Here is a 19138-nt window from a genome sequence, read left to right as displayed (position 1 = left end):
TAATTTATTTTTTAACTATAAATGATTGATGAAGTGCACAGAGCATTTATACCTGAAAAACAATCAATCTATATCAGGATTATTTATAAAATTAATAGGCTCTATAAAAAAAGAGTAAAACTTCAACAATTGTAAAATGACAATAAATTACTTGAAGTGATTCAAATTTTTTAATCTCTAGCTAGTTTTAGTAAAATTTTGTGGTATTGTTAACAATAGTTTGACTATATTATTTATAAATTAAATGTTTTTACTTAGTATTGATATTGGTCGTATAATGATTTAATTTTATTAAACTAATATTGACTAACTTAAAAACTTGTAACATTAGGTATTATAAAGGATAAAGTATGGCAAATATCATCTATCTGTCAATAACAGGCAACAAACAAGGATTGATTTCACGGGGAGCTTCAACGATTGATTCTATTGGTAATAAATACCAGATTGGTCATGAAGATGAAATACTAATATTTGAATTTTCCTCTAATATTTCTATTAGCCAAAATGTTAGTTTTCAACCAATAGATATTCGTAAGCCAATTGATAAATCATCCCCATTGCTTGCTCAGGCATTGACAAATAATGAAATATTAACTTGTAATTTTTCATTTTATCGTACCTCTATGTCTGGTGGAGTTGAATTATATTATAAAATAAAACTTACAGAAGCTTCTATTACTAACTTAAACTGTTTCTATCCTAATTCTGTGACACATAATGATTCTCAGCCAGAAGAAAGTCTTTCAATACGATTTAAATCAGTGGTGTGGGAACACGTAACGGCAGGAACAAGTTCTTATAGCATTTGGGATGAAAGGGGGTTCTGATGCCAACAGCTAGAGTATTATCAACTATACCAGCTTACAATCGTGAATTTGATGATTATTGTCGTAAATTGAAAACTCTTTCTGAGCGTGCGACAGTTTATCTTTTGCATGATCCCGAAATAAAAACAATTTATAGGGAGAATATTAGTAGGACGATAGCATATTTACGTGAAGAATTTTATCGAAAAATGAATAGTGGTGAAGATTATTTTACTTATAGAAATAGCCGCCAAAATATATTTAATGGTCTTATTTATTTATATCAAAATGAAGAGACGGATTATCAGAAGGGGAGAAGAAAAGACTGGTCTATTTATGAAAGTACAAAAAAATTTGAAGAGCAGGGATGGATTTTCTATACAAGAGAAGGGTTTCAAGTCCTTGGTGGTGGTGTTCAAATAGCGGGTGGATATTTGACATTTAAAACAGGAAAAATAGTGAGATCAAATAAATTAAAAGGAATAGGTACTTTGGCTATTGCAACAGGATTTAGTGATATCGCTGAACATAGTGCTATCATCCAATATGAGATAACTAAAGGTGAGTCTGGAGGGTATAATAATAATTATATACAAAATATTATGGCTGATATTTCTGAATATGCGGGATATAGTAGGAATAGCGGGGCGTTGACTTACAAGACAGTAGATTTTGGTGTTAGTTTGTTTCTTTCATTTGGTGCATTAGTTAAATTAAAAGATCCTAAAAGGTTACTAAATACTCCTTTTATTCCTATAAAAAATAGAAATAAAGCTATGTATCCTAGCTTAATTGATCGTTGGTTGAATGGAAAAGGGGGGGGGCTTTTTTTATGGCATGCAATGCGTGCTGATTTTACATTTAAAGTAAAACAAATGTCACATCCTTATTTCTTATATACTTCTGCTATGGCAGCAAATAAGTTTAGGTTATTACTTTCGGAATATACTGATAACTAAATTTTTTATTTTTATTTTTATATATATAATTGTCAATTTTGTTGCTAGTTTTATATTTCGGAATGAATGCCATGAGCCAAATAAATATACAAATAGAACGATTAATAAGCTAATTGATATTTTACTTTGTAGTGTAAGAGTTATACTTTTACTAAAAATAAAGAAAAGAGAGAAAACTATTGTAAAAAAAGTGGTTTGTAAATTACACTTTATATTAAATTTTATATTCCTACATAAAACACTTTTTTCTATATTTCTCAATATGTTTTTTTCTTTTTTGTTTAGCATATGGCTTATCCTATACCCTTGAGTAGTTTTCAAGGTTAACATTTTAATTTATTTAATTAAAAGACTCAATTTTAAGCAGAACGAAAATTTTCTATTGAAGCATTATCTCGTAAATTTCGCTTCTATGATATCATTTTTTATTGTCACTTTCAGGATATAGTCTGTGAGACCTATTTTCTTTATTTCTAATATCTGTGGTGTATCTCTATATAGAACTTTGCATTTATATTTTAATTTTATAAAAAACTCCCCAAATTAGAGTAGAAGTGTCTAATTTGAGGAGCGTAGTTGAGTTATAGGGTGAAAAATGTTACCTAAAACTCATTATGCTTGCGCATTCTCTTTATCATCTGCACTTTGTAACAGTTTACGCACAGGAATAATTAATGCTGCAAGAACAACGGCACAAATAACCAATGCTATAGAGACGTGAGAGAAGAAATCAGGCATAACATCAAGTTTATCAGGACGAATATTTCCACCCATTAAACCTGCGGCTAAGTTACCTAATGCACTCGCACAGAACCATAAACCCATAACCTGTCCACGCATTCTTGCTGGCGCTAAAATGGTCATCGTCGCAAGTCCTATAGGGCTTAAACATAATTCACCTAGGGTCAGCAATAAAATACTGGAAATTAACCATAATGGTGAAACACCACTGCCTGTTGCAAGCACGCTTTCAGAGGCGTACATCATGACGGTAAAGCCACCTGCAGCGAATAAAATACCAATCACAAATTTGCTCATGCTACTTAAATTCATATTGTTGCGTGCTAGCATTGGCCATAACCAGCTAAATACAGGGGCAAGAATAATAATAAATAGCGCATTGACGGACTGGAACCAAACCGCAGGGATCTCAAAGCCCATAAAATTTAGATCAGTATAGTCGTTAGCAAATAAGTTAAATGAGGTTGGTTTTTGTTCGAATGCAGACCAGAACAGTGCCGCTGAAACTAATAATAGGAAGCAAACAAACAGGCGAGAACGGTCACTACTACTTAATCCTGCAAATAGGAATAAATAGATAAAATAGGCGATAACACTGCCGGAGATCACATAAACCATAAAATTGGCAACAATAACCGGATTAAATGGAATAGTGCCTGAAATAATTAAACCAACAATGGCAATTAATATCACAGCAAGTGCTAATACCCATTGTCCGACATTACGACGCACAACAGTAGGGCGATCCCAACTTGAATCTAAGCCAACTTCTTTATCAAAACGACGCATTGTCGGTACGGCATAAAAGCGGAAGATCAGTAGTGCAACTAGCATACCAATACCACCAATACCAAAGCCCCAATGCCAGCCATAATCACGAACTAAGAAGCCAGTGATCAGCGGTGCGATAAACGAGCCCATATTGATCCCCATATAAAACAAGGAGAAACCACCATCGCGGCGTGTATCATCTTTTTTATACAGGGTTCCCACCATAACAGTGACACAGGTTTTAAATAGGCCTGTACCTAATACGATAAGCAATAAGCCGATAAAAAATAGGTTCTGAGACCAAAACGCTGAAAGTGCGATAGAAAGGTGCCCTAATGCAATAAAGATAGAGCCATACCAAACCGCAAGACGTTGTCCCAACCAATTATCAGCCAGCCAACCTCCTGGCAATGATGTTAAATAAACACCACCAGCAAAAATTCCCACAATAGCAGATGCCTGCTCTCGAGGAATATCCATACCACCTTCATAAACGGTTGCAGCCATAAATAGGATTAATAATGGGCGAATACCGTAGAAAGAAAATCTCTCCCACATTTCTGTGAAGAACAGAGAGCTTAAAGGGTATGGATGGCCAAAAAAGGTTCGGCTTGATTTTGAGTGAGTAGATTGCATCTTAAATTCCCAAAAAAAACCTTTGCAGGTCGTTTGCAAGTAAAAAGAACAAAATATCAGTAGGAGGCAATACAGAATTATTTCATTCTGTTATCAATTGCTACTACATTTAATTAATATATTTTTAACACACTTTTAGTGAACTTCAGTGACTAAAAGCATATTTAATACTTTATAAACCATTTTTTAGTGCAAAAGTCGATAAAAATCTCATTTTGCAATAGTTAACCTTGCAATTTTTTGAAAAAAAAGGACAAGAAAAAGTAAAGAGGTGTAAACGTGGTGTGTAAATATTTTTCTTATTAAACAATAAATTATGAAAAATAAAATAAAAAAATTAACAATTAGACCTTTAAGAGAGAAAGTGTAATTTTTTATTGAAAAAAAACTATTAACTAAATCTATTGGTGGATTTTTTGACTATTTTCTTTGCGGGGTACGAAAGCTTATCCATGAGTAAATAAGATTAAAAAATACCACCGCAGCGGTGAAATAAAAAACAGCTCTAAATCCATAATTGGCCGCAACAAACGCGCCCATTAACGGTCCAGTAACATTTCCTACATCTCGTAAGGCTTGATTATAGCTGAAAATTCGACCAGCAATTGCAGGCGTAATATTGTATAAAATAAGCGTTTGTACCGCAGGTAACATGGCAGCGTTTACCGCACCCAATAAAAAACGTAATGCGCCTAGTTCCCAATAATTACTGACGAGTGCCATCGGAATAAGCATAAAAATAGATAAACCCAATGTGAAAATAAGCACCTTATCAGGGCCTATGCGATCACCTAATTTGCCAAAACGAGGGGCACTAATTAAAGCGGCAATACCGGGAACAGATGCAATCACACCACTAATAAAGGCAAGATTACTGATAGAGCCGGCTAGATCACGGATATAAAGTGTTAAAATAGGCGTAACAGAGCCTGTTGCCACTTGGATAATCATGGTGGTGAAAAACAGGCAAATGACTAATCTTTTATTTTTGAGTGATGAAAAAACTTGCTGGGTGGATAATGCATCTTTTTTAGAAACAGGGGTAAAATTTTCGCTAACAAAAAATAGGGTCACTATAAAACAGATAAATAAAACCGCGGCTGTAATAAAGAAAACCGGACGTAAACCGTAGAGATCGGCAAGTATTCCACCAATTAATGGCCCAATTAATGCGCCACTTACCGCACCCGTAGAAAGAGTTCCTAATGCCCAACCACTTTTTTTAACGGGCACTTGTGTGGCGATAAGAGCATTAGCATTAGGCACAAAACCCCCTAATACCCCTAATAAAGCGCGTAAAATTAACAGTTGCCAAATATTTTGAGCAAAACCAATGAGTACCATGACGATCGCCATACCTAAGGCAGAACGTAATAGCATTAATTTGCGTCCTTTTCTATCTGACAATTTTCCCCAAAAAGGTGCCGCTATGGCAGAAAAGAGAAAAGTAATACTAAAAGCGACACCAGTCCATAGGTTTAAGGACTCATGATCTTTAATGCCAAGCTCTTCTACATACAATGGTAGAAAAGGCATAATCAAGCTAAAGCCGGCACCCGTTAAAAAACAACCAAACCAGACAATGTAGAGATTTCGTTTCCAAGAATTGTTGCGGGGCTTTAGGTTCATGTCACTCCTTTATCTAAGAATGTAAACGAAGCACATAAAGTGAGAATAATGGTGTTTGCGTTGTCTTTTTTATCTCAATGTTGGTTATCTATTCTTAAATAAGAATATCGCCATAATACAAAATAACAACGATAGGTAGTGCTTTATAATGTGTTTATTTGCAGGAAATAATAGTAGTGAGTATGGCTAATTTTATTATTTTAGTCTTGTATTTTAATCTTGGTTAAGAGAGTCAATCTGTTTGTCAGTGACTGTTTTTTTATTAAAACAGTCACTGATGGGGACTAGTGTACTTTCTTTATCTCATTATATAAAGAAGCTTCTCCAGGTGGGCGGGTTTTAAAACGACGGTGTAACCACATATATTGATCAGGAGCACGTAAAATTTCTTGTTCGACCACTTTATTCATTGCGATAGCGGTGTTTTCTTCACTATCGATGGGAAAATCAGCTACGGCAGGTGAAATAATCAGTTCATAACCTTTTGCTTCAGGTAAGCGCTTTGGTGTAAACGGGATCAAAGCCGGATGACTGGTTTTGACTAGAATATAGGTTCCAGTTGTTGTCGCTGCTTTATCTACGGCAAAAAGTGGGGCAAAGACACTCTTTCGTGGGCCGTAATCGTGATCAGGGGCATACCAGAGGATCTCTCCAGCTTTTAGATTGCGGATCATACCTTTGACATCTTTTCTATCTAACATAAATTTGTTAGAACGCAAACGACCCCAAGTTTGTAACCAATCCATAACTGGATTGTCATTAGGGCGATACACACCAATACCGGGGTTTAGCATGCCAAATATACGTGCACCTAACTCAAGGGTTAAAAAGTGTATACCAACGACAATAATACCTTGGCCAGTTTCTTGTACTTTTTGAATATTTTCTCTACCACTGATTTTAAACCAACGTTTCACACGCCAATCAGGCCAAAACCAAGCCATTCCTGTTTCAAATAGCCCCATACCAACGGACTCGAAGTTTTTATTCACTAACGCTTCACGTTCATTTTTAGGCATGTCAGGAAAACATAGCTCAAGATTACGTTCTGCTATTTGTACACGTTTTTTTAAAAAGACTTTAGATAAACGACCTAGCCGTGTACCCAACCAGTAGATAACGGGATAAGGGAGTAGAACGAGAAGATAGAGTAATCCTATCCCCAACCATGTCAGCCAATATTTGGGCTGTAAAAATGATGTTTTAAATGGAGGTGACTTTATCATAAGCCTATCTATTTACTATTTTTCCAATGAATATTCTATATTGTGACACTTTTTACCGCAGATCAGAAATTTTGTCATAAATTTGGCGCTACAATATCAATTCCTTGTAATGCGGTAACTAATTCTGCGATATTTTTAACGGCCATTTTATCCATCACTTTTGCTCGATGTACCTCAACTGTTCTGATAGAAACACAGGCAGTTTCAGCAATTTCTCGATTCATTAGGCCTTGAATAACATAATATGCAATATCTTTTTCTCTTGGTGTCAGTGAGGCATAACGGCGACGGATATCATCAGCCGTAAAGCGTGTTGCAGTTTCGGTAAAGGCGGATTTCAGTGCAGAGAGTAATGCATTGCTATCAACGGGTTTTTGTAAAAAATCAATGGCACCTTTTTTTATTTCTTCAACCGCCATCGGAATATCACCATGACCCGTTAAGAAAATCACTGCTAGCGTACTGTGTTTTTCAATTAAATATTGATGTACTTGTCTACCATCTGCTTTAGGCATTCTCATGTCTAACAGCACAACCCCTTGCTGATAAAGGTCAATATTATGGAGAAAATATTCGCTGTCATTCCAAACCTGCGCCGCATAACCTAAGCTTTCTAATAGAAATTGGCAAGCATCGGTGACGGCGAGATCGTCATCAACCAGATGAATTGTTGGCATTTTTCTTCCTCTAATTATTGTTATTGGGGAAAATAAGGGTGATTTTTAATCCAACATTATTTTGCTTATCTTTTTGATTTTCTATGTGAATATCAGCACCTTGTGAATTTAATAAGCGTTGGCAAATCACCAAACCTAAACCAAGACCTTCTGTTTTGGTGGTTTGAAAGGGGAGAAAGGTTGTTCAAGCTGGCTATGGCTCATTCCTCCCGCATCATCTTTGATCACAATTAACAACCTATCTGGCGCTTTATGGGTGCTTATCTGTAGCACTTTAGTACCCGCCTGTAGGCTATTGGTGATCAAATTAGATAATATTTGCTCTAATAATGTTTCAGGTAAGTATAGGGTATCATGTTTATCAATCTTAGTGATCAGAGTCACTTGTGGATATTTTTCATCAATACGTAATAACCGCCAAATATGTTCAATACATTGGGCAATATTTTGTTCTGACAGTGGCACTGTATCACTATTTGCTGATTGCTTACCTACCCATAAACGTAGATTGCGAATAATATCTGCGCCACGTTGGGCTTGCTGGTCTATCTGTCGTAACGCGGGGAGTAATGGATGATTTTTGTTCTCTTTTTCTAGGCGGATCGCACTACCTTGGGCATAACTTTTGATCGCAGAAAGAGGTTGATTAAGCTCATGAGCAAAGCCTGACGCCATTTCACCTAAAATATTTAAACGCTGAGCTTGTTCTAATGCCTCTTTTTGCTCTCTTAAATGGATATGCGCTTGTTCTAATTGATGGCTACGTCTTCTGACCAAATAACTAATCCAGATTTGGTTGAAAACCAGTAAGATAATGGCACCCAATGATAATCCAATAATAAAACGGTGCTGGATAGCCCAAATTTTCGCATCTTGCCAAAGTTGTCGCTGCCTTGGGTGTTGGTTGACTTCTCGGAGTAAATTTTCCACTTGAGAATGAGAAGCGGGTGCCCCCCATTTCATGGTGTCGCTTTCATCATTGAGTAATGTTCGTGTCACTTTATCCACTAATGTGTCAGGAACAGTATCTAATGCAGCAAATGACCAATTAGGATAGAGCGGAGTACTGGTTAAACAAGAAGTATTGGTAGAATAATTTAATAATGGACGATAATCTTCTTTATTAATAAGACCTTCGTTATCCATATTTTCTAATAAGCAAACTGGGATGATCGCTGCATTAATATCGCCATCACGTAATAAGTAAAGTAACGCATCAGCCGGAAAACCACTAAAACGTAATGTAAAATCCTGCTCAGGATCAATCCCTTCTTCACGCAGTGCTTTGTAACCTAACAGATATCCACCAAAGGCATCTGGTGCAATGGCGCCAACACGCTTTCCGACTAATTCATGAATCGATGTAATTGCGCTGTCTTTGCGCACCAAAATAAGGCTACCAATCACATTTCTTGTTGTGTTATCCGGCTCATAACCCGAGCGTAAAGAGAGTAACCAACGTAGCGGATATGCACTATCAAGCTGGACAAATTGCGCTGGATTCGTCAATAGAAAATCTACTCTCTTGTCCGCCACTGCTTGCTTCATTTCTGACAAGTTAAGTGGTAACAGCAGAAAGCTATCTGTGGGTATTTGTTGATCTAAGGTATCGATAAGCGGTTGCCAATGTCTTTGGGTTGAGGCGTCGCCTCGCAACGCTAACACACCAATAGTCCACTCTTTGGCAACCGCAGAAGAAGAGAGTAGAAAAAAGAGCAGTAATAAGCTCAAACTAGCGATTTTTTTTATCCCAATTGTCTGTTTTATCGTCATAACTATCTAATGTTAAATATTGTTTTGGATCAAGTTCGCACCGAGTATGTGGTAAACCACAATAGGTGGAGGACTCAGTAATTTTTACAATGCCATAAATACTTATTTTCTATTCCCTTCGCTCAATGTGGCAGGTATTTACTGAGTGATACTGGAGACAAATATGGATCTTGGTAAACGAAAATTCTTACAACAATTAGGGGTCCTTACCGCAGGTGCATCACTGGTTCCTCTCTCTCAAGCTGGCATTAAACTATCCCCAGAGCGCCGTGAAGGCTCAGAGGATAAACGTTATGGCATGCTGATCGATCTGCGTCGTTGTGTTGGGTGTCAATCTTGTACAGTGAGCTGTACGATTGAAAACCAAACGCCACAAGGACAATTTAGGACGACAGTAAACCAATATCAAGTAGCTATCAAGGGGCAAGAGGGAATAACGAACGTCTTACTCCCTAGATTATGTAACCATTGTGACGAGCCTCCGTGTGTACCTGTTTGTCCTGTTCAAGCAACATTTCAACGCAAAGACGGGATCGTCGTGATTGATAATGAACGTTGTGTAGGCTGTGCTTATTGTGTGCAAGCATGTCCTTATGATGCCCGTTTTATCAACCATTCCACTCAGACAGCCGATAAATGTACTTTTTGTGCTCATCGCCTAGAAGTTGGGTTATTACCTGCCTGTGTTGAATCTTGTGTGGGGGGCGCTCGTATTATCGGTGATATGAAAGATCCACACAGCACAATAAGTAAAATGATCCGCGAGCATGAACATGAATTAAAAGTACTTAAACCAGAAAGTGGCACCTTGCCACAAGTTTTTTATCTTGGTTTAGATGATGCATTTGTGCAGCCATTAGTTGGACAAGGGCAACCCGCATTATGGCAGGAGGTTCACTCATGATTTCATCCGTTTCGCAAATTCAAGAAGTGATAGCGATCCCCCAAGAATACTTTTGGTTACCTTGGGCAGTGCAATATTTCTTTTTTATCGGCATTGCGTGTTGCGCAACACTTTATGCATGCTGGCAATGTTGGAAAGGGCGTACAGGTAATCCTCGTTTAGAAGCTGTTGCGGTTTTTATTGCTGTTACGGCGGGGATCACCGCCCCTTTAGCATTAACCGCTGATCTCCATCAAACCGCACGTGTTTGGCATTTTTATGCTTATCCAACTCCTTGGTCGTGGATGGCATGGGGATCACTATTACTGCCACTCTTCTCTGCATTTAGTATTTTGTACTTTATTGCCATGGTCGTGCGTTTAGTGTGGAAACGTGAATATAAGTTAACGCGTTGGGTTGCTTTAGCCTGCGCCTTAACCTCGATAGGTTTATTGCTCTATACCGGCCGTGAAGCTTCTATTTTAAAAGCAAGACCGGTGCTTTATACCTACTGGCTGCCGATATTACTGTTTTTTAGTGCCATGCAAGTATTGCCTACGCTATTAGCATTAGGTACGCGACGAGAGCCTGTGTATCAGCGTGAACTGGCTATGTGGTTTATCGGATCTTTAATGTTACTTGCTGTATGTACAGGTTTTTGGATTGCGGGGGATACTATTTCAGGACAAGCCATTAGGCAACAATTGGCAATAGGAAGTTTAGGCTGGTGGAGTGCGATAGGGGTTATTGCCTTATGGATAGTGTCTGTTGCTATGGGCGGATTAATGGCAAAACAGGCACGCTCAGTGGCATTTATTACCGTAATGGCTTTTATTTCAATGGGATTGGCGTGGGTATTACGTTGGCTAATGTTAATGGGAAGCCAATATATTCCCAAATATAACATTATTACCAATCCTTATCAGTTCCCGCTGGGTAATGATGGATTATTAGCGATTGTTGGAACATTTGGGCTTTGGATAGCGTTAACCATTATATTCAGAGAAAGTATTCGTTGGGTTGTCAGGAGAGTACAGCATGGCTAAGTTTACAAGACGTCAATGGCTTAAAGGTGGATTGGTTATCGGTGGTATTGCCGCATTTGCTGCCAGTTATCGCGATGTTGCTAAGCGTGCTGTCGACGGTCTCGTTGATGGGACTTCTGGTAAGGTTACTTTGGATAGGATCAACGGTAACTCTTTATTACCAGAAGGTAAAATCACGGCGAAAGCGAATTGGCAACCTAATACCAATCAAGCTGTTTGTATGACTCAATGCTTTGGTTGTTGGACTCAGTGCGGTGTGCGTGCGAGAGTCGATCGTAACAATAATCAAGTATTACGTATTGCAGGAAATCCTTATCACCCATTATCTCAGGATATCCATTTTGGTTATAACATGCCAATAAAAGAAGCCTTTGAAAAAATGGGGGGCGAAAGTGGTTTAGCTAACCGCTCTACGGCTTGTGCTCGTGGTGCGACGATGATGGAAAGCCTCGATAGTCCTACTCGTATTCTTGAACCCATGAAACGAGTGGGTAAACGAGGTGAGGGGAAATGGCAACGAATTAGCTTTGAGCAACTGATCAAAGAAGTGGTTGAGGGGGGCGATTTATTTGGTGAAGGACATGTTGATGGCTTACGTGCTATCCGCGATTTAGCAACACCCATTGATCCTAAACAGCCAGCCCTAGGACCTAAAGCAAATCAGTTATTAGTTACTAATGCTGGGGATGATGGCCGAGATAGTTTTATTCGCCGCTTTGCACAAAATGCCTTTGGTAGTAAAAATTTTGGGGCTCATGGCTCTTATTGTGGATTAGCGTATCGTGCCGGCTCCGGTGCATTAATGAATGATCTGGATAAAAACGCTCATGTGAAGCCTGATTGGGATCATGTTGAATTTGCACTATTTTTAGGTACCTCACCTGCGCAATCAGGTAATCCATTTAAACGCCAAGGTCGCCAATTAGCGAATGCGCGTATTCGTGGTTCGTTTAACTATGTAGTTGTGGCACCTGCTTTGCCACTAACCACCACGTTAGCGAATGATCATGGTCATTGGGTACCCGTACAACCGGGAACAGATGCTGCTTTAGTGATGGGTATGATCCGCTGGATCATTGAAAACAAACGCTATAATGCTGAGTATTTATCGGTGCCCAGTGAAGTGTCGATGAATAATGTTGGAGAGCGAAGCTGGACTAATGCGACACATTTAGTCATTAGTGATGAAAATCATCCACTGTCAGGGCAGATGTTAACCACCGCGCATCTTGAGGATATTGCCGATGATGGCGAAGCGCAAAATATGGTTATAGCCCTTAATGGACAGCTTACAGCAGCGACGCAAGTAGACAGAGCACAGCTTTTTGTTACTCAAAAAGTGACATTAAAAACAGGTATTGAGGTTACAGTAAAATCAAGTTTCCAATTATTAACTGAAGCTGCAAGTCGCATGTCATTGGCGGAGTATAGTGAACGTTGTAAAGTACCTGAAAGCACTATTGTTGCCTTAGCGCGTGAATTTACTGACTATGGACGAAAAGCTGCGGTTATCTCACATGGTGGCATGATGGGGGGAAATGGTTTCTATACGGCGTGGAGTGTCATCATGCTAAACGCTTTAATTGGAAATCTAAACCTGAAAGGGGGAGTATCTGTCGGTGGAGGTAAATTTAATGGTGCGATAGATGGCCCTCGTTACAACATGGATAGTTTTAAAGGCAAAATTAAGCCTAAAGGAATGGTGCTATCGCGCAGTAAAGCGGCTTATGAACAATCTGATGAATACCGTGAACGGATCGCGAAAGGGGAGTCTCCTTATCCTGCTAAAGCGCCGTGGTATCCGTTTGCCGCAGGGCAATTAACAGAGCAACTGGGGTCGGCATTAGCGGGTTATCCTTATTCATTAAAAGCATGGATAACCAATATGACGAACCCGCTATACGGTATTGCAGGTATTCGCCAAGTTATGGAAGCGCGTCTTAAAGATCCACAGCATCTACCATTGATTATTGGTATCGATGCTTTTATGAATGAGACCACTGCACTGGCGGACTATATTGTGCCTGATACGCATAACTTTGAAAGTTGGGGATTTAGTGCGCCGTGGTCTGGTGTACAAGTCAAAGCCAGTACGGCACGTTGGCCGATTGTAGAGCCTCGTGTGGCGAAAACAGCCGATGGTCAACCTATATCAATGGAAACTTTCTGCATTGCGGTTGCTAAAGCATTAGACTTACCCGGCTTTGGTGAAAATGCGCTAGAAGATAAAGATGGGCATTTCCACGCAATTAATAGTGCTGAAGATTATTATCTGCGTGTAGCGGCTAATATTGCCTTTATGGGCGAACAGCCTGTAGCACCTGCCAGCCATGAAGATATTTTATTAAGTGGTGTCGATCGTATTCTTCCTGCTATTACTGCCACTTTAAAAGAAGAAGAAGTCCTAAGGGTGGCGAATATTTATACTCGTGGTGGGCGTTTTGCCCCTTATGATAAAGCATGGAATGGTGATGCGACAGGCCCGCAATGGAAGAAACCATTACAGATCTGGAATGAAAATGTAGCGAAGAATCATCATGCTATTACCGGTGAGCGATATAGTGGTTGCCCAACTTATTATCCACCGCGTTTATCTGACGGTAGCGATATACATCAACATTTTCCACAAGAGCAATGGCCATTAAAACTGATGTCCTTTAAATCTCATGTGGTAAGTAGCTCAACGGGCATGATCCAACGTTTAAGAATGGTAAAACCAAGCAATTTAGTCGCGATTAATCCGCTAGATGGTAAAAAATGGGGGATCAAGCATGGTGATAAAGTGCGCATAGTGACCCCAGGTGGAGAGGTTGAGGCTGAAATTAGTTTATTAGAGGGGGTTATGCCTGGAGTGTTAGCGATTGAACATGGTTATGGACATAAAGAGCTAGGCTCGCGTCAACACTATTTAGATGGGCAACCATTAGCTATGGATAAAGCAATAGGTAGTGGTATTAACTTAAACGACTTAGGCTTTGCTGATCCAACACGAGAAATAACGAATACTTGGTTAGATTGGGTTTCTGGTGCCTCTGTACGTCAAGGATTACCGGCAAAGATTGAGCGTATCGCCTAATAGTATGTAGCAATAGTGTCTTTTTGTTGTTGATGACTCTATTGGTGCTCACTTCACTCTAGGATAGCTGTAAGAGTGAAGTGAGTCATGCTATGACATATTGTGCTTATTAATATGTTTAGTGTCATATTGAATATGAAGAAGATTTTTTATGTTATAAAACGTTGCTCTTAGGTGATTAAATATTTTTAATTTTTGATATGTTCACCCATATTTATAATCCTATTATAGAGTTCAATGTTAAGTAATAGGAATTTGTTATTTCCTCAATTAATTAAACTATTAGCTTCATAATTTCATTCCATAAAATATATCAATCATTAAACGATAAGTTTGTATTTATTTCTCATAGATATATTTTAATATATTATATATAAAGAAGAGTTCAATTCTATTTTTTACATTTATTTTTTCAGTAATATGTCTTTTATGCGAATAAACGGTGCTATTGCTAATTTTTAATTTTTTGGCAATTTGATAGTTAGGCAACTCTCCCATCCAGTAATTTATGATTTTTTGTTCTTGTATGCTAAATATTGAGCAAAGAGAATGTTTATAAGTGGGGAAAAAAACTTGGCAACGAGAAGTTAATGTTGATGTTCTCTCTAATACCCAAGGTAGTACTCGTTTAGCAAGGATAAAACAGTTATTTGTCAAGGCGATAGGTCTATCTTTGTCTGGATAGTTGGCATCAATATAGAGGTATAAACGACACTCTTGAGTCAGTGAAAAGAAATATTGCAAGTGCTGACAATGTGCTACTTCACGACAATATTTAGTGAGATCAATAAAAATAATATCAGGCATAGAGTTATTAATATAATGATTAGCTTCTTCAATAGAAGACATATCAATAATTTCATGCCTTACATTTTTTTTTAAGAAGAAATGCCGAATACCATTACGAGTAAAGTAACACTCATCAATAATTAATATTTTCACTAATAACTTCCTTGTGATATCTATTTTCAAGTTATTAAAATAAAGATAACATAGTTTTATGTCAATTCGGGTTATATATCATTTTGTGAAAGATATATCGAATAAAAAGAAAATTATAATAACTTAATTAAATATAAATTAATTTATAATAATAACTAATTAAAAAAAACAGTATGAAAAATTAACATGTTAGGGATAGATAATAGAGATAAACGAAATAAAAATGAAAGGTGATTATAACAATAAAAACGAGACAGGAGTACGAAAGTACTCCTGCTTGGTGTCTTAATGCTTTTCTCGAACTTATCTTTTTATCAATGCTTGGTGTTGTCTGATACAAAATCTTCAGATGATTCAATTTTATCAATACCTGCTTGAAGAATATAAATCAACTGTTTTGCTACATCAGTAGTAAGCCAAAGTGTTTTATCAACCACTGCATTGTCTAGATGGTGTTCGTTTTCAGGAAGATAATGTAAACGTAGCATCATCGCATCATAGATATCTACAGTGCTAATATCCCAGCCTACAACAGGATGTGTTTGAATAACTTCATTTTTTCTACTCATAATACCTCCTAATCATACAACCGGTTTTGACTAAGAGAGAAGCCCCCACTAAGTGGTTACTTTCCAGTATACGAAATTTGGCGCAATAAAAAAGCTAAATTTTGATGGAAAATGGAAAAGTGCAATGAGGAATAGCAAAAAATATGCACCATAACTATCCCAGATAAGGGGTTATATGGTGCATAAAAAGAAGATATCAAGTCACTAATTGATTAATTGACACTAATATCCCAATGAATATCTTCATTTGCTAAGAAGGGGATTAATGCTTCATCACCACTCATAATTTCTGCAGGTGCAGTAACGGATTTTTCCGTTAAGGTAATAGTGCCTTCATTAACCGGTAAACCATAAAAACGTGGGCCATTGAGTGAACAGAAGGCTTCAAAGTGAGAAAGGGCATTGAGCTCTTTAAATACGCTAGCATAAGCTGCTAAAGCGGTGGGGGCGTTAAACACGCCAGCGCATCCACAAGATGATTCTTTGCGATGTTGTAAATGAGGTGCGGAATCAGTACCTAAGAAGAAACGCGAATGACCTGATGCAACGGCTTGTCTTAATGCCTCTTGGTGTACATTACGCTTAAGGATAGGTAAACAGTACAAGTGCGGTTTCACACCACCGACAAGCATATGATTACGGTTAAACATTAAGTGTTGTGGTGTAATAGTTGCACCAAGAAATTCATTTCCCTCTAAGACATACTGTGCCGCTTCTTTGGTGGTGATATGTTCAAAAACAATTTTTAAGGCAGGAAATTGTTTGCGAACGGGAGCCATCACGTTATCAATAAAACGAGCTTCTCTATCAAAAATATCGATATCTGATGCAGTAACTTCCCCATGAATAAGCAATGGCATACCTATTTTTTCCATCACACTAAGAATAGGATAGATTTTATTGATATCGGAAACACCATGGCTAGAATTTGTCGTCGCATTGGCGGGATAAAGTTTACAAGCAGTAAATACGCCTTGTAGAAAACCTTGTTCAACTTCTGATGGCAGAGTGCTATCCGTTAAATAGCAGGTCATTAATGGTTCGAATTTATCGCCACTAGGAATAGCTGCTTTTATGCGATCACGATAACGACGGGCGGCTTCAATGGTGGTGATCGGGGGAACAAGATTTGGCATTACGATAGCTCTGCCAAAATAACGACTGGTATAAGGAACAACGGTTTTTAGCATGTCATCATCACGAAAGTGAACATGCCAATCATCAGGACGGCGAATAGTGAGGGTGATAGGTTGTGCAGTGGTCATATACCGGCTCCGTGTGTCTTAGGAAAATCGAAAGATCAACGATTGGATTGGACTGGATAGTCAAGCCGGAAATGAATAGTAATACGAAAACGATTAAATAGCTACCTTTTTAATGGTATTTTTTATTGTGTGTGAGGGAAAACAGAGAATAAAATCAAATAGTTACGAGGGTAATGCTAATAGAAATGGCTCCTCCAACTGGACTCGAACCAGTGACATACGGATTAACAGTCCGCCGTTCTACCGACTGAACTATGGAGGAACATCATTAAGTGGCGTGTATCATATAGTGGTAAAATTGAGATGTCAAAGGTCAATCGTAGATATTTGTTTAAATGGATAGATAAACAGCAAGTTGCATCAATTATCAGCGAATAATGAACAAGATAATGAAAAAGATGCTGGAATTTATAGGGTGAAACAGAGAAAAATTTATTTTTCAGCATGCTAAGTGTGGGATGCTATCGGCTAAAAAGCAAAAAGCCCGCATAAAGCGGGCTTCTCTAAATTTGGCTCCTCCAACTGGACTCGAACCAGTGACATACGGATTAACAGTCCGCCGTTCTACCGACTGAACTATGGAGGAATTGTGTTCCCTTGAGAACGAGGTGAATAATAGCGAGAGAGAGGGCAGTTGTAAAGTAAAAAAAATAAAATAATAGCTTAAGTGGTTAAAAAATAACTGATTTATGTGTTTTATCTAAAAGTATACCGATTTCGGCACAGTATATATACTGTGTTGATATTCTTACCGCCCTAAAAAGCCACATTCTGCCATATCATAAGTAAGAAAAGAGTCACTTAAAGATCATTTTGCAGCAGTGTCTTAAAATTAGACAATGAATAAAAGTGATAAATAAGAAAAGAAATAATGGGCATTAAAAAAAGCAAAAAGCCCGCATAAAGCGGGCTTTTCTAAATTTGGCTCCTCCAACTGGACTCGAACCAGTGACATACGGATTAACAGTCCGCCGTTCTACCGACTGAACTATGGAGGAAGCGTGTTCTCGTGAGAACGAGGCGAATAATAGCTATCCTCTTTTCCCTTGTAAAGCAAAAAAACAAAAAAAATGTTTGTTTGCTCAAGAGTGCACCGTTTTGTTGTTTTTTTGATAAAAAAGTATAAAAAATAAATAGTTATATATAGATATCGCTGATGAGCATGAAAGGCTAGTAGGGACTAGTTTATTTAGAAAAGCAAAAAGCCCGCATAAAGCGGGCTCTTCTAAATTTGGCTCCTCCAACTGGACTCGAACCAGTGACATACGGATTAACAGTCCGCCGTTCTACCGACTGAACTATGGAGGAATTGTGTTCTCTTGAGAACGAGGCGCATAATAGCGATGATATATCAGGGTGTCAACGTTAAAAAATAGATTAATTAACTGTTTGATTGGTTTATGGACAATATGGCTAAAAAATGGTTAAGGTTCTCCGTGTTGTGTGCAATAACACGGAGAATTTCTCATAGTATTAGACTTGGGGTGATAATTTTTCTGACGAAATCGGTTTGGTGATGGGATCGAATGCGATTAAATACACGTCATAAAAGTGTATCTCTTGTTTTGTGCGTATAATGTCATTGATGTCTTCTTTTATTTGCGCTGGGATAGCCGGGTGCTGGCGTATCTCATTAATCGCTTCATCAGATAATTTTTCAAAAGTATACCATTCGCCGTTATAGCAAACTCTAAGGTCAAGAACGCCGATATCATCAAACTTATAAATAGGTTTGATATCAAATAGCAGTATTCCTGCCATCACAATAAACATCAAAGTGAAAAGAGTCAGCGAAATGACCCCAAAGTAAGGAGAGTAAATAAGCAAAGCGGCCAGTAATAAATATGACAACACCATACTGACGCAAAGCCAAATATGATTTTTTAAAAATTGGCTATTAAAGTGTGGTTTGCCATCACGCTTTTCTGCGGCATTAATACGTGCTAAATCACGCTCTAAAATGTCTTTTAATACATTCATTGTAAATACCTTAAAAGATGAATGTTGCAAATTTGTTTCTTAAGAATAGATTATCATGGAGACAGGATCAGCAGATAGAACAGTTTTTTTAAATTCGACGCTTAACTGTTATTGTTAGTCTATTAAGACTATTCCTACTTGCTGTTAATAATTGCT

General features: G+C 37.9%; 13 protein-coding genes, 4 tRNA genes and 1 pseudogene. 5 read left to right on the top strand and 13 right to left on the bottom strand.

What is annotated here, in order from left to right; genetic code table 11:
• The first annotated feature begins 350 nt into the window (after positions 1–350).
• Both HMPREF0693_RS03880 and HMPREF0693_RS03875 read left to right on the top strand, forming a co-directional pair.
• Entirely contained in the window at positions 351–830 is a 480-nt protein-coding gene (locus tag HMPREF0693_RS03880; protein ID WP_004243590.1) for an Hcp family type VI secretion system effector, read from the top strand.
• Positions 830–1768: a DUF4225 domain-containing protein gene (locus HMPREF0693_RS03875; RefSeq protein WP_004243588.1), complete on the top strand. Its 939-nt coding sequence runs from the start codon at positions 830–832 to the stop codon at positions 1766–1768. The genes HMPREF0693_RS03880 and HMPREF0693_RS03875 overlap by 1 nt, the downstream gene beginning before the upstream one ends.
• Positions 1769–2380: 612 nt before the next feature.
• Here the strand turns inward: HMPREF0693_RS03875 and HMPREF0693_RS03865 are convergent.
• The 5 genes and pseudogenes from HMPREF0693_RS03865 to ttrS form a co-directional block, all read right to left on the bottom strand.
• Complete coding sequence (locus tag HMPREF0693_RS03865; RefSeq protein WP_004250754.1) at positions 2381–3916, bottom strand: peptide MFS transporter; 1536 nt, start codon at positions 3914–3916, stop codon at positions 2381–2383.
• Between the two features lie 420 nt (positions 3917–4336).
• Entirely contained in the window at positions 4337–5545 is a 1209-nt protein-coding gene (gene mdtG / locus HMPREF0693_RS03860) for a multidrug efflux MFS transporter MdtG (RefSeq protein WP_004243586.1), read from the bottom strand.
• Between the two features lie 284 nt (positions 5546–5829).
• Positions 5830–6771: a Kdo(2)-lipid IV(A) acyltransferase gene (locus HMPREF0693_RS03855; RefSeq protein WP_004243585.1), complete on the bottom strand. Its 942-nt coding sequence runs from the start codon at positions 6769–6771 to the stop codon at positions 5830–5832.
• Between the two features lie 74 nt (positions 6772–6845).
• Entirely contained in the window at positions 6846–7448 is a 603-nt protein-coding gene (ttrR, locus tag HMPREF0693_RS03850) for a tetrathionate respiration response regulator TtrR (RefSeq protein WP_004243584.1), read from the bottom strand.
• 10 nt (positions 7449–7458) lie between these two features.
• Positions 7459–9221 (bottom strand): annotated as a pseudogene (gene ttrS, locus HMPREF0693_RS03845) (tetrathionate respiration histidine kinase TtrS).
• A gap of 163 nt (positions 9222–9384) precedes the next feature.
• Here ttrS and ttrB point away from each other — a divergent pair.
• The 3 genes from ttrB to ttrA are packed head-to-tail and all read left to right on the top strand — an operon-like array spanning position 9385 to position 14226.
• Positions 9385–10125 (top strand): tetrathionate reductase subunit TtrB, encoded by a 741-nt coding sequence (gene ttrB / locus HMPREF0693_RS03840; RefSeq protein ID WP_004243581.1) that lies wholly within the window; start codon positions 9385–9387, stop codon positions 10123–10125.
• A complete protein-coding gene (gene ttrC, locus HMPREF0693_RS03835) occupies positions 10122–11150 on the top strand; it encodes a tetrathionate reductase subunit TtrC (RefSeq protein WP_004243580.1) in 1029 nt (342 codons plus the stop codon). The genes ttrB and ttrC overlap by 4 nt, the downstream gene beginning before the upstream one ends.
• Positions 11143–14226: a tetrathionate reductase subunit TtrA gene (gene ttrA / locus HMPREF0693_RS03830; RefSeq protein ID WP_004243579.1), complete on the top strand. Its 3084-nt coding sequence runs from the start codon at positions 11143–11145 to the stop codon at positions 14224–14226. Before ttrC ends, ttrA begins: the two co-directional genes overlap by 8 nt.
• A gap of 339 nt (positions 14227–14565) precedes the next feature.
• On the opposite strand, the gene HMPREF0693_RS03825 is transcribed toward ttrA, so the two are convergent.
• The 8 genes from HMPREF0693_RS03825 to HMPREF0693_RS03790 all read right to left on the bottom strand — a co-directional run bounded on the left by HMPREF0693_RS03825 (position 14566) and on the right by HMPREF0693_RS03790 (position 18982).
• A complete protein-coding gene (locus HMPREF0693_RS03825) occupies positions 14566–15168 on the bottom strand; it encodes a response regulator transcription factor (protein WP_004243578.1) in 603 nt (200 codons plus the stop codon).
• 314 nt (positions 15169–15482) lie between these two features.
• Complete coding sequence (bssS, locus tag HMPREF0693_RS03820; protein ID WP_004243576.1) at positions 15483–15737, bottom strand: biofilm formation regulator BssS; 255 nt, start codon at positions 15735–15737, stop codon at positions 15483–15485.
• A 212-nt stretch (positions 15738–15949) separates the two neighbouring features.
• A complete protein-coding gene (gene pyrC, locus HMPREF0693_RS03815) occupies positions 15950–17002 on the bottom strand; it encodes a dihydroorotase (protein ID WP_004243575.1) in 1053 nt (350 codons plus the stop codon).
• Between the two features lie 186 nt (positions 17003–17188).
• A tRNA-Asn gene (locus HMPREF0693_RS03810) sits at positions 17189–17264 on the bottom strand.
• Positions 17265–17512: 248 nt separating this feature from the next.
• Positions 17513–17588, bottom strand: a tRNA-Asn gene (locus HMPREF0693_RS03805).
• A gap of 336 nt (positions 17589–17924) precedes the next feature.
• A tRNA-Asn gene (locus HMPREF0693_RS03800) sits at positions 17925–18000 on the bottom strand.
• 234 nt (positions 18001–18234) lie between these two features.
• Positions 18235–18310, bottom strand: a tRNA-Asn gene (locus HMPREF0693_RS03795).
• 165 nt (positions 18311–18475) lie between these two features.
• Positions 18476–18982, bottom strand: coding sequence for a YlaC family protein (locus tag HMPREF0693_RS03790; RefSeq protein WP_004243574.1), 507 nt, complete (start codon positions 18980–18982; stop codon positions 18476–18478).
• Between the last annotated feature and the right edge of the window lie 156 nt (positions 18983–19138).

The organism is Proteus mirabilis ATCC 29906, assembly GCF_000160755.1.
Taxonomy (GTDB): Bacteria; Pseudomonadota; Gammaproteobacteria; order Enterobacterales; family Enterobacteriaceae; genus Proteus; species Proteus mirabilis.
This window is presented reverse-complemented; position numbering and strand designations above follow the sequence as displayed.